General features: G+C 64.8%; 14 protein-coding genes. All 14 read right to left on the minus strand.

Annotated features, from left to right (window positions below; translation table 11 throughout):
* Positions 1 to 11: 11 nt before the first annotated feature.
* A complete protein-coding gene (locus ACVNHC_RS15995) occupies positions 12 to 1814 on the minus strand; it encodes an adenine deaminase (protein ID WP_457167988.1) in 1803 nt (600 codons plus the stop codon).
* Positions 1811 to 2737, minus strand: a complete 927-nt coding sequence (locus ACVNHC_RS16000) for a nucleoside hydrolase (protein WP_374629816.1) — start codon at positions 2735 to 2737, stop codon at positions 1811 to 1813. Before ACVNHC_RS16000 ends, ACVNHC_RS15995 begins: the two co-directional genes overlap by 4 nt.
* Before the next feature lie 3 nt (positions 2738 to 2740).
* On the minus strand, positions 2741 to 3766 hold the full coding sequence (locus ACVNHC_RS16005) for an ABC transporter ATP-binding protein (RefSeq protein ID WP_457167991.1): 1026 nt from the start codon (positions 3764 to 3766) through the stop codon (positions 2741 to 2743).
* Positions 3759 to 4538: an ABC transporter permease gene (locus tag ACVNHC_RS16010; RefSeq protein WP_019963699.1), complete on the minus strand. Its 780-nt coding sequence runs from the start codon at positions 4536 to 4538 to the stop codon at positions 3759 to 3761. Before ACVNHC_RS16010 ends, ACVNHC_RS16005 begins: the two co-directional genes overlap by 8 nt.
* Positions 4535 to 5362, minus strand: coding sequence for an ABC transporter permease (locus ACVNHC_RS16015; RefSeq protein WP_019963698.1), 828 nt, complete (start codon positions 5360 to 5362; stop codon positions 4535 to 4537). The genes ACVNHC_RS16010 and ACVNHC_RS16015 overlap by 4 nt, the downstream gene beginning before the upstream one ends.
* Positions 5363 to 5498: 136 nt before the next feature.
* Positions 5499 to 6524 carry an ABC transporter substrate-binding protein gene (locus ACVNHC_RS16020; protein WP_457167994.1) on the minus strand — a complete coding sequence of 342 codons (1026 nt, stop codon included), beginning with the start codon at positions 6522 to 6524 and terminating at the stop codon, positions 5499 to 5501.
* Positions 6521 to 7588, minus strand: a complete 1068-nt coding sequence (locus tag ACVNHC_RS16025; protein ID WP_457167996.1) for a LacI family DNA-binding transcriptional regulator — start codon at positions 7586 to 7588, stop codon at positions 6521 to 6523. Before ACVNHC_RS16025 ends, ACVNHC_RS16020 begins: the two co-directional genes overlap by 4 nt.
* A 153-nt stretch (positions 7589 to 7741) precedes the next feature.
* Positions 7742 to 8161, minus strand: coding sequence for a MerR family transcriptional regulator (locus ACVNHC_RS16030; protein ID WP_050473367.1), 420 nt, complete (start codon positions 8159 to 8161; stop codon positions 7742 to 7744).
* 73 nt (positions 8162 to 8234) lie between these two features.
* The gene (locus tag ACVNHC_RS16035; RefSeq protein ID WP_094462791.1) at positions 8235 to 8666 is read right to left on the minus strand and encodes a hypothetical protein; all 432 of its coding nucleotides are present in this window, start codon (positions 8664 to 8666) and stop codon (positions 8235 to 8237) included.
* Between the two features lie 193 nt (positions 8667 to 8859).
* A complete protein-coding gene (rpsU, locus tag ACVNHC_RS16040) occupies positions 8860 to 9105 on the minus strand; it encodes a 30S ribosomal protein S21 (protein ID WP_019963693.1) in 246 nt (81 codons plus the stop codon).
* Between the two features lie 423 nt (positions 9106 to 9528).
* Entirely contained in the window at positions 9529 to 9735 is a 207-nt protein-coding gene (locus ACVNHC_RS16045; RefSeq protein WP_019963692.1) for a cold-shock protein, read from the minus strand.
* A gap of 186 nt (positions 9736 to 9921) precedes the next feature.
* Positions 9922 to 10869 (minus strand): tyrosine recombinase XerC, encoded by a 948-nt coding sequence (locus ACVNHC_RS16050; RefSeq protein ID WP_457167999.1) that lies wholly within the window; start codon positions 10867 to 10869, stop codon positions 9922 to 9924.
* 96 nt (positions 10870 to 10965) lie between these two features.
* A complete protein-coding gene (gene grpE / locus ACVNHC_RS16055; protein ID WP_457168001.1) occupies positions 10966 to 11571 on the minus strand; it encodes a nucleotide exchange factor GrpE in 606 nt (201 codons plus the stop codon).
* Between the two features lie 203 nt (positions 11572 to 11774).
* Positions 11775 to 12095 carry a thioredoxin gene (trxA, locus tag ACVNHC_RS16060; protein ID WP_050473364.1) on the minus strand — a complete coding sequence of 107 codons (321 nt, stop codon included), beginning with the start codon at positions 12093 to 12095 and terminating at the stop codon, positions 11775 to 11777.
* Positions 12096 to 12159: the final 64 nt, after the last annotated feature.

Genomic DNA, 12159 nt, shown 5'->3' on the forward strand with positions numbered 1-12159 from the left:
GGCTTTCCCTGTCAGCTCAGGATTTCGAGAACGGGGGACTCCAGCACGTGCCCGGTCTCCACATCGGCAATGCCCCGGTCGGTCTGGTGCGGCCCTGCATTGCAGGCCAGCGTGGCGCCGAAACAGGCCTTGAACACGAGATAGGGCGGCTGCCAGATGACAACCTCATCCATGGCGGCGCGGATTCGGGCAAAGCCTTCGGCCACTTCGCCCAGCAGAGCGTCCGACACAAGGCCGGAAAGCGGCAGGGGCAGCACGGCCAGCACCTTGCCGCTGGAAGCCACGGCCATGCCGCCGCCTGCCGCGATCACCGCATTGGCGGCCATGGCGAGGTCTTCGGCACTGCCGCCAAAAACCGTCAGGTTATGGCTGTCATGGGAGACAGTCGTGGCAAAGGCGCCGTTCCAGCGGCCCCATTCGCGCAGGAAACCGACGCGCGGACGGCTGTCTGCCCGGCCATGCCGGTGGGCAACGGCGATCAGCGTTGTCTCCTCCGGCGGCACCACAAAGCCGCTGCGCACGTCTGCTTCCACCGTGCCCCAGCGGGTGAAACGGGGCCTGTCGATGGTGGCGAGTTTGACGCGGGAACCTGCGGCGGCAACCCGGAAATCATCAGAATTTAGCTGGCTAATCTTCATCGATCCGCGCAGGCCGGAGAGGGAGTTGGAGAGGGTTTCAGAGCGCGGCTCTGCCAGCATCTGTCCGTCCCGAGCCACCACTTGGCCGCTGACGATCACCTGCCGGGCCGCAAAGGTCTCAAGGTCCGCGAAGAGGACGAGATCGGCCCGGCGCCCGGCGGCGATGAGGCCGAGATCTTCGCGGCCGAGCCGCCTTGCGCCGTTGAGCGTTGCCGCCTGCAAGGCCCATTCGGGCTTGAGGCCATAGCGCACCAGCCGCCGCACCACGTCATCAAGGCCGCCGGCCTTCGCAAGGTCATCGGGGAACACGTCATCGGTGCAGAGCGTCACGGTCTGCGGCAGATGGCCGAGCGTGTTCAGGGCTTCCACGAATTCCGGCAGCAGATGGTCGTGGGAGCCGCGCAGCTCGATGGAAAGCCCGGCGCGCAGTTTTTCCATCAGGTCAGCGGCGGAGGTCAGCTCGTGATCGGAGGTGACACCGGCGGCCATGAAGGCGGCAAGGTCCGGGCCGGTGAGGCCGCGTGCATGGCCGCAGACCGGCTTTCCGGCGGCAAGCCCTGCCTGCACGATGCCGCTCATGCGCGGCTCGCCCGCGATGACGCCGCGCATGTTCATCACTTCCGCGATACCGGCAATGCCGGGGCGGGCGAGCAGGGCGGCGATCTCTTCCGGCCCGAAGTCGGCACCGGCCAGTTCCAGCCCCGGCGCGGAAGGCACGCAGGAAGGCGCGAGCACGGCATAGCGCAGCGGCAGACCGGCACTGGCGGCAAGGGCGGCATCGACACCCGCAAGCCCATGCACATTGCCGAATTCATGCGGGTCCCAGACGGCGGTGGTGACGCCCCGGGGCACAACGGCGGCGGCATAGGCGGCGGGCGTCACCATGGAGCTTTCGACATGCATATGCGTGTCGATGAGGCCGGGGGAGAGATAGCCGCCCTGCGCGTCGATGATGTCCGTGGCATCACTGCGGCTGCCGGGGGCGTGGACGGAAGCAATCAGCGGCCCCGTCAGCCCCACATCGGCGGCGCGGCGCTCGCCGGTCACCATGTCGATGAGGATGGCGTTGACGATCAGCCGGTCAAATGGCGCATCACCTCTGGCGGCAGCAACGGCGCGCAGGCGAAGGGCAGCACTCGCAAGATCGAAGGGCTCGCGTGTCTGGTGTGTGGTCATGGCCGGGCTGCCTCCCGCGTCAGGGCGGTGAGGATCATGCCGCGCACGGCGTCCACATCGCAGGCAGAGGCATAGGCGGCGTTGAAGCGGGCATGGGTGGCGCGGGTTTCCACCACGGTGCGCCCGCGCGTGTGCTGACCGGCCGTTTCCATGGCGATATGCGCCGGGGTGAAGGTGGCGAGTTCCGGCCGGGCGAAGATGGCAGCAGCTGCCGGATCATAGAGCGCCATGGCGGGCCGTCCCCGGCTGGTGGCGATGGCGATGAAGCCTTCCAGCATGTCCGCCAGAAGCGCCGCATTGCGCCCGCCTGCGGCCCGCACAGGGGCGGCGTCCTCAGGGCTTGCGAGGATCTGGCGGCAGAAGTCGAGGTCCACCATCTTCAGCGGCAGTCCCTGCGCCAGCACGATGGCTACAGCCTCCGGGTCGGCATAGGCGTTGAATTCGGCAGAGGCCGTGTGGTTGCCTCTCGTCAGCCCGCCGCCCATCCACACCAGTTCGTCAATGCGGGCGGCAAGGGCGGGGCGGGCGAGCGCCAGCGCGGCTATGTTGGTCAGTGGCCCCAGCGCCAGAATGCGGCGGGGGGCAGGGGCGCTCTCCAGCCACTCACAGAGTGCGGCAAAGGCATCGCCTTCCGGCAGTAGCTGATCCTGCGGCACGGTGAGGCCAATCGTCGGAATGCCGGTGGCCCCGAGGATGGCCTCTGCCGTCTCCATCTGGCCCATGACGGGGCGGGCAAGGCCGCTGTGCAAGGGCATGCGCCAGCCGAAGGCCGAGGCCGCGCCCGCAGCGTTGCGGCGGACCTGATCAAGCGGCGTGTTGCCGAAGACCAGCGAAATGCCGTCCACCTCAAGCCCTGCATCCATCACGGTCACAATGGCCGCGATGTCGTCAAAGCCCATATCCGTGTCGATCCACACACCCATGGTCTATCCGAACCTGTTGAGTTCCGCCGCGCCGGAAACCGGCATGTCGAAGGCAAGGCTGGCCCCCAGCGCATGGGCGGGAAGGGCAGCGTCGGTTTCGGCTTTTACCAGCCCCAGTGGCGTTTCCAGCACATATTCGCGGGCGCTGCCTGCAAAGGATACGCCGCGCACGACGCCCTTGTGCGGTCCCGTTTCAAGCTGGATGGCGCGGGGGCGCCAGGCAAGCCCGGCGGCTTTCGGCAGCGGGCCGGACACTTCCAGCGCGCCTGCGTCTGTCACCAGCCTGTTGCCGTCGATGCGGGCGATGTTTTCAAATCCGACAAAGTCGGCGACGAAGCTGGAAGCCGGGTGATTGTAGATCTCCTCCGGCGTGCCAATCTGCTCGATGGCGCCATTGCGCATGACGACGATGCGGTCAGCCAGAGCCAGGGCTTCCACCTGATCGTGGGTGACGAAGATCATCGTCACGCCGCTTTCTTTCTGCACCCGCTGCAGCTCGGTGCGCATTTCAAGGCGCAGGCGGGCATCCAGGTTGGACAGCGGCTCGTCCAGCATCAGGAGCTTGGGCTGCATCACCAGCGAGCGGGCCAGCGCCACACGCTGCTGCTGGCCGCCGGAAAGCTCCGGCGTCTTGCGGGCGGCAAAGGCGGACAGGCCCACGGTCTTGAGCCCGGCCTCCACCGTCTGCTTCAGCGCCTCGCCGCTGATACCCTTCAGCCGCAGGCCGAAGGCGACATTCTCGAACACCGTCAGATGCGGGAACAGGGCATAGGATTGGAAGACGAGGCCGATCTCGCGCTTGTTGGCGCCCACGCGGGTGATGTCGCGGCCATCCAGCACGATGCGGCCCGACTGCACCGGCATCAGCCCGGCGATGGCGCGCATGGTCGTCGTCTTGCCGCAGCCGGAGGGGCCGAGCAGGGCGAGGAGCTCGCCGCGCGCGATGGTGAGGTCGAGATCCTTCACCGCCGTGGTCTTGCCATAGGCGAGCGACAGCTTGTCCAGGGTCAGATAGGTGGCGTCAGACATAGCGTGAGAACCCCAGGAAACGTTCGGCGGCAAAGACGATGCCGATGGACAGGAAGGCGAGCAGCGACGACAGGGCGGCAATGGAGGGATCGAAGACGATTTCCATGTAGCCCAGCATGTCGATGGGCAGGGTGCGCACGCCGGGACCGGAAAGGAACAGCGACACCGGCACCTGATTGAAGCTCGTCACGAAGCCGAGGATGAAGGCGGAGAGAATGCCGCCGCGAATGTTGGGCAGCACCACCCGGAAGAAAGCGCCGAGCCGTGAGGAGCCGAGCAGCACGGCCGCCTCCTCCATGTCGGAGCGCAGGTTCGCAAGGCTGGCGGACACCACCCGCACCGCATAGGGCAGCACCAGCGCCGTATGGGCGACGAACAGCGCCAGGCTGATCGACAGGCCGATGGGCAGCACGAAATAGCGCAGCAGGGCAAGACCGACGATGATGCCCGGCACGATGATGGGCATCGACACCATGAAGCGCACGGTCTCCGCCCCCGGCAGGCGGTAGCGCGACATGGCATAGGCGGCAGGCACGCCCAGCACCAGTGCGGACAGGGTGCCGCCAATGGCAAGGATCATCGAGGTGACGAAACTCTGCTGGAAGCTTTCCACCGTGAAGACCTTTGCGATCCAGCGGAAGGAAAAGCCCTGCGGCGGGAAGGCCAGCGTCTCGCCGGCAGAAAAGGACGCGGCGACGATGATGAAGAACGGACCGATGAGGAAGGTCAGCACCAGCGTCAGGATGATCCAGCTGGACAGTCTCTGGGTCATGACTTGCTCCGGGCCGTGGCAATGCGGCGCAACAAGATGTTGGCGGCAAAGCTCATGACGATGAGGATGAGGGCGATGACGCTGGCGGCAACGAAATTGCCTGCGACGGTGACCTGCTGGTAGAGCAGGGTTTCCAGCATCAGCACCTTGGAGCCGCCAAGGATGGCCGGGGTGATGTAGGCGGTGAGCGAGCCGGTGAAGACCAGCGTGCCGCCAACCACCAGCCCCTCGCGGGAGAGCGGCAGGATCACCTTCCAGAACACCTGGAACCAGTTGGCCCCCAGCACCCTTGCGGCAGGCACCGCATCACGCGGCAGGTTTTCCAGCGCGCTGATCAGCGACAGGATCATCAAGGGCAGGAACAGCTGCAACAGGCCGATGAAGACGGCGGTCTCGGTGAAGAGGATGCGTAAGGGGCCATCCGTCAGGCCGATGCCCTGCAGCGCCTGATTGACGATGCCGGTGCGCCCCAGAATGACGATCCAGGCATAGGTGCGCGCCACCGGCGAGATCATCAGCGGCAGCACGATCAGCCCCGTGACGCGGCCCTTGGAGCCCGGCGGCAGGGTGACGATGGCATAGGCTGCGGCATAGCCGATGACGGCGGCCACCACGGTGACCATGGCGCCCAGTTTCAGCGTGCGCAGGAAAACCGTCTGGTTCAGCGGCTGCGAAAAGAAATCCGTATAGGCCGACAGCGTCCAGCCTTCGGCAGAGCGGAAGCCCTCCGACAGCAGCAGCACGACAGGCACGAGAAAGACCACGGCCGCGAAGAGCGCCGCAGGCAGCGCAAGTGCCAGAGCTTCCGCCCGGTTCTGGAACATGATGTCCGCCTTAGCTTCTGGAGGGAGAAAAAGTCGGGGTGCGGCGGCAGAGCGGAGCCCGCCCGCCGCACCCCCAGCCTTGGGAGGCATTCGTCCGGCAGCGCGAAGCTGCCAATGCTGGTCCGAGAATCAGGTCTTACTGGGCGACCTTGGCGTTCCACTCCGTCAGCCAGGCGTCGCGGTTGTCCAGAATGGTGGCGGACGGCATCAGCTTCAGGGTTTCAGCCGTTTCTTCGCCGAAGGTGATGTTGTCGGCGATGGCCGGGGAAACGGTCACTTCCTTGTTGGCCGGGCTGTCGACCAGCTTTTCGGCAAGCTTGGTCTGCACTTCGGTGGAGAGCCAGTAGTCCATGAACTGCAGCGCCAGATCCTGGTTCTTGGAGCCCTTGGTCAGCACCATCACGTTCATGCCGCCCGTCTGGCCTTCATCGGGCATCGCCCATGCCAGCGGCAGGCCGAGCTTGGTGAAGGGCGCCCAGGAGAAGCGGCCGATGGGGGCAGCCCAGATCTCTTCCTGCTGCATCAGCTGCACCAGCTGGGAGGATTTGACGTAGAAGGTGACGATCTCGTCCTTCTTGGCGCCAACGGCCTCGATCGGGCCCTTCAGGTCCGGCGTGTTGTTGCCGAGGGCTTCGCCCAGCATGTACAGCGCCGGCGGGCCCTGATTGGTGGTCACGTTCGGGAAGGCGACATGGGAGACATATTCGTCCTTCAGCAGGTCGGCCCAGGAGCGGATGGTCATCTTGTCGGTGCGGTAGACGATCGACGTGGCATAGAAGGTGTAGCCAACGCTCATGCCGTCGCCATTGGGGTCCTTGGCGATGTCATAAAGCTTGTCGAAGTTGGACAGCTTTGCGGTATCGATCCTGTCGATCAGGCCCTTGCGGGAAGCGGCCAGCGCATCGGCCATGGAGACGACGGCCATATCCACCACCGGATTGGCCATGTTGGCTTCCATCTTGGCAAGACGCTCGACGCTGTTGCCGGTCTCCACCACCAGCTTGCAGCCGCATTTCTCTTCAAAGGGCGTGTAGAGCAGTTCCTTGAACTCGTCCTGCGCAAAGGCATAGACGGAGATCGTCAGGATCTTTTCCTGGGCAGCGGCTGCGCCCATGGTCAGGGCAAGCGCGGTGGCCGCGCCGAGCATCCGTTTAACGGTCATTGGCTGTCTCCTGCTGGTGTCTGTTGTTGTTCTGCGGTTATGCGGGGGGATGGGCCGCAGGTCTGGCGGACCACCAGGCTCATGGGCACGCTGGGGCGGCTGGCGCGGGCAATGCCCGGGTCGCGCGGAGCAGTCCCCGTGTCCTGGCTTTCGATGAGGCGGAGGAGGGCCTGGATAGCCTCTTCCGCAATGGCGGGCATGTCCATCCGCACGCTGGTGATGGCCGGCGTGATGGCGGAGGACCAGATGAGATCGTCAAAGCCGGTGAGGCTGGCGTCCTGCGGCACGCGCAGTCCTGCCTGCTGCAGCTCTGTGAGGGCGCGCAGGGCCTGAAGATCGGAGAGGGCGGCAAAGGCGGTGAAGCCGTCCGCCACACGGGCCGCGAGCCCAAGGCTTGCACCCGGTCCATGCAGGGCTTCATGCGGTTCGATCCACAGCACCTCAACCCGCCGGTCCGGCCCGAGGGCGGAGCGGATGCCGCCCACCCGGTCGTTCTGCACGTTGGAGGCCGGATTGCTGCCGATGATCACCACGTCCCTGTGGCCGAGGGCTGCAAGATGGGCGCCGGCCAGCGCACCGCCCTGCCAGTGGTCGGCCGAAACCGTGTTGCCGGGGGTGGAGGGGCTGTCGATCACCGCAACCGGGCTGCCGGTGCTGATGATCCGCGTGCCCCGGCGCGGCACGATGATGATGCCGTCCACGCCCCGGTCCTGAAGGCGGGTGATCGCCTGCGTCTGCATGGCCGCATCGCCGCGCGAGTCGGCGATGAGCACGCCATAGCCGACAGCTGCGGCCGCATGTTCGATGGCCTGTGCGATCTGCGGGAACAGGGGATTGGCGATGTCCGGCAGTACGAGCCCCAGAACCTGCGACCGGCCGGTGCGCAGTGCCCGGCCTGCCTGGCTGGGCATATAGCCGAGTTCGGCCGCCTTCGTCCGGATCCGCTCTGCCAGTTCAGCCGAAACGCGGCCCTTGCCGGACAGCGCATTCGACACCGTTGCCGCTGAGACATCCAGCAGCGCGGCGATCTGGGTGAGGTTTGGCCGTGACCGGGGGGCGTTCATCCTGCGGGCACCTGATTAATCGATTAATCCGAGTGCTAGATGAAGTTTCTGCCGCTGTCGATGGCTTTTCAGGCCCAGAGTGGCTCTTGCCTAAAAGAAGTGCAACTTCATGTATCGTACTGGTTGAGCCTGGTGCCGGGGTGCCGCTTCTGATCAGTGGTCGCCGGCGCAAAGGGCGTGATTGCCGAGCGCGCGCAGCACCTGACAGTCGGCCACCACATGATCATGTCCGCAGGCGGCGACGATGCGCTTGAGTTCGGATTCAAGCCGCTTCAGACGGGCAATCTTGTCCTGCACGGCCTTGAGTTGGGTCGCAGCGATCTCGTCGGCGCGGTTGCAGGGGGCTTCCGGGTGGGCGCTCAGCTCCAGCAGATCACGGATGGCCTCCATCGGCAGGCCGAGATCGCGGGCATGGCGGATGAATTGCAGCCGCTCCAGATCCGGCTGGCCAAAGCGGCGCTGGTTGCCTTCCGTGCGCACCGGCGGCGGCAGCAGGCCTGCCTGCTCATAATAGCGGATGGTCGGAACCTTGACGCCGCTCAGCCGTGCCAGATCGCCAATCGAAAAGTCCATCGCCGCTCTCCCCTCTTGCGCTTGCAAGGAGAAGTCTAGGAAGGCCCCGGAGCCTTCGCAAGAGGCTGGCTGCCTATCTGCGGCGTGTCAGCATATGGGTGGTGATCGTCTCCACGAGACGCGGATCATGAGGATCGGCAATCACGGTTGCTTCCATCCGCTGGTCCCCGAACATGCGCATATCGATGATGCGCATGCCATAGAAGCCCTTGAGTTCCACTCTCAGGCTGCCATCCGCCCTGTAGAAGGCCTCGGTCCAGCCCCATTTGCAGTCGCGGGGGATGCAGGAGGTGAAGGCGCGCGCGCGAATGAACACACGGTCGTCCTCGCAGCGGCTGGTGACCTCGATCTGCGTCAGCTCCCTGGGCTTGGCGCCACGGGTAACCCAGGTTCCATGCTCGGGAATCGGGCAATAGCTGCGCTGCTCCTGCGCTGTGGCGGGCACAACGGGCAGGATGAAAAGACCGGTCATAAGCGCCAGGGCGGCAAGGCCAGTGTTGAACATCACGTCCTCCTGTCCTCAGCCTGAAGCCTGCGCATTAACGTTGCGTTAACGGATTGGCAGGAAAGGGCACAGGGTGTGACGGGCAAAAGAAAAACCCCCGCTGGCAACGGGATCATCCCGTGTCAGTCAGGGGTCTTTTCATCCGGCTGTCCGGAGATGCCCTGCCAGATGCTTCCATCCGGCAGATCGGCAATTAGCGGCGCGGACCTGCGGCGGCCTTGCGCTTCGGACCTGCGATCAGGCCTTCGCGCTGGGCGAGCTTGCGCGCAGCCTTGCGGGCGCGGCGAACAGCTTCGGCCTTTTCACGGACGCGCTTTTCGGACGGCTTTTCGAAGGAGCGGCGCGCCTTCATCTCACGCAGCACGCCCTCGCGCTGCAGCTTCTTCTTCAGGACGCGGAGCGCCTGCTCGATGTTGTTGTCGCGAACGAGTACCTGCAAGGTAAATCCTGACGTTGCCTGCGCCGCAGCACTCATGTGAGGGCAGCAGGGGTTAGACCTAAAGCCATATGGCACGAGAAGTGGCGCAACCTAACAGGTTCCGCGCAAATTGCACCCCCTTGGGCACAAAAAAATGCTGCGAGCCCGAACTTTCTTTGCGGCGCGCCAGTTCTGACCGGTTTTTCCGGGTCCGATACATGACGTTCCGCGCTGTCTGCTGAACTGCGGGGAAGGTTTCCTTGGCCCGGACAGTCCCCATTCGGGCAGAGCTGCCGGTCAACAGAAACGCCGCAGATACAGGCTTGCGCCACGCTGAATACAGAAACGGGCACCCCATGGATGCCCGGTCCTTGTCACGTGCAGAGGAAGCAGGTCTGCTGCCGTGCCCTTTCAGGCTGGCGCAGGGGTCGCTTCCGCCTGAAATCAGGCGATCTGCAGGTTGGCAGCGGCGCTGCGGCCCTGACGGTCGGTTTCCAGCTCGAAGCTGACCTTCTGACCTTCATTGAGGTGGCCGATGCCAGAACGCTCGACGGCACTGATGTGAACGAACACATCGCGCTCGCCGTTATCCGGCTGGATGAAGCCGAAGCCCTTCTGGGTGTTGAAGAACTTTACGGTTCCAGTTTTCATGATGATAGTACCTTGCAAAAAGAGTCATACCTGACCCGCAGGACAGGCGTCGATACATCGCCGGATTTTTCGAAGAAAGATTTGGCGGGTCGATATCGTTGACACCGCAAACAGCCAAGTCAGGCCCAAAAAGACGATGACTTACTGTGACGGGAGAATGAGGCTTATGCAAGGCATTCTTTCATTTTATTTTCGGGGATGCGCCTTGTCATAGGCCTCCAGCAGCCGCGCCGCATCCACTTCCGTATAAATCTGGGTGGTGGAAAGGCTCGCGTGGCCCAGAAGCTCCTGAATTGTACGCAGGTCCCCGCCTCCAGCCAGAAGGTGGGTTGCGAAGGAATGACGCAGGGCATGCGGCGTAGCGCTGTCTGGCAAACCAAGAGCACCGCGCAGCCTGGCCATGGCAAGCTGGATGAGACGCGGATTGAGCGGCCCGCCGCGTGCGCCAAAGAACAGCGGCCCGTTGGGCTCCGGCGTGTAGGGACAGAGCTTGAGATAGGCCTCCACCGCCTCGCAGACGACGGGCAGCACCGGCACCACCCGTTCCTTGCCGCCCTTGCCCATGATGCGAAGGCTGCGGGTGCCTGTGCGCGGCGCATTGCGCCCGGTGATCGACAGGGCCTCGGAAATGCGCAACCCGCAACCATAGAGCAGTGTCAGCACCGCGGCATTGCGGGCCTCGATCCAGGCCTCGCTTTCCATCGCCAGGTCACCGGAGGCAACGGCGGTGGCATCGGAGGCGGTGAGGGGCTTGGGCAGCGACCGGGGCTGGCGCGGCGCGCGCACGGCACCGGCTGCCGCGGCATTCACTTCGCCCTTGCGTTCCAGAAAGCCGAGAAAGGACCGGATGCCGGCAAGGCCGCGCGCGAGCGAGCGGCTGCCCGTCCCGCCGGTGCGGCGGCGGGCCATGAAGGCGCGGAAGTCGGCAGGCTTCAAGTCCTGCACGTCCTTGAGGTCAGGCGCCCCGCCCAGATGGCCTGTCAGGAACCGCAGGAACTGGCGCACGTCGCGCTCATAGGCAACCAGCGTCTTGTCTGCGAGGCGCCGCTCATCGCCCAGATGATCCAGCCATGCCCCAACGCGGGCGTTCAGCTCCGGTGTTGCGGTGACCAGCAGGGAATCAGTGTCGCTCATCGTGTGAGTTTACCGTGGCCAAGGGCAGCGCCAAAGCGAAAGAGGCGGCCCCTTCCGGGTGCCGCCTCCTGATACGGTTGCGCTCGTGCCTCGGGATCAGGCCGTGGTGTCGACGCCGCCGGTCTGGCCACCTGTCTGGCCGGCCTGCGGGGCTTCCTTGGGGCCGCCCTTGGACACGCCAACGAGGGCCGGGCGCAGCACGCGGTCGCCGATGACGTAACCGGCCTGCACAACCTGCACGACGGTGTTGTTCGGCACTTCGGTGTTGGGCACTTCGAACATGGCCTGATGGAAATTCGGATCGAACTTCTGGCCTGCCGGGTCCAGTTTCTTGACGCCGTGCTTGTCGAGCTGGTTCAGCAGCTCGCGCTCGGTCATTTCCACGCCCTCGATCAGGGCGGTCAGGCCGGCATCGGCGCTCTGACGAGCGTCCGCCGGAAGGGCATCGAGCGCGCGGCGCAGATTGTCGGAAACCGTCAGCACATCCCGGGCAAAGCCCGTGACCGCATAGACGCGGGTGTCCTTGATTTCCTTTTCCGTGCGGCGGCGCAGGTTTTCCATTTCGGCCATGACACGCAGCGCACGATCCTTCAGCTCCGCGTTCTCCGCCTGGAGAGCCTCAATGGGGTCGACGGTGGTCCCGGCCTCGGGCGCAGCGGCTGCCTCGTTTTCCGCTTCGGGGGTCTTGTTCTCGTCGGTCATCTGGGTTCCATCAATTGGGTCTGCGAATATGAAAACGCAGGCCGTTCAACCATCGGGCAGGCGGTGTTTCCGCAAGGGAAACTTCTCACCTGTTGCTTGCCCGTGACTGGAAGCGGCCTGCGGCTGTCTTTATCCATTCCCGCCGCCGCTGCCAACCTCTGCGAGCAGGGGCATGGCGGGCGGCGGGAAAAAGAGGTGCGGGATCAGAGCGCGCTCTTGATCCAGTCGGACAGCTTGCTCTTGGGAGCAGCGCCGACCTGAACAGCCATCGGCTCGCCGTCCTTGAACATGACGAGCATCGGGATCGAGCGCACGCCATACTTGACGGCCATGGCCTGGTTCTCGTCGATGTTGATCTTGGCGATCTTCACCTGGCCGGCCAGCTCTTCGGAAATTTCCTCCAGAGCCGGGGCAATCATCTTGCACGGGCCGCACCACTCGGCCCAGAAATCAACCACGACCGGCTCGGACGACTTGAGGACGTCGGCATCGAAGCTGGCGTCGGTGACTGCGGTGGTAGCCATTTGCGTTCACTTTCCATGCGGTGGCCCCCTGAAGCACCCGGCTTCACGGACTCACCTTGTTGCG

This window comes from Pannonibacter sp. Q-1, assembly GCF_054073275.1.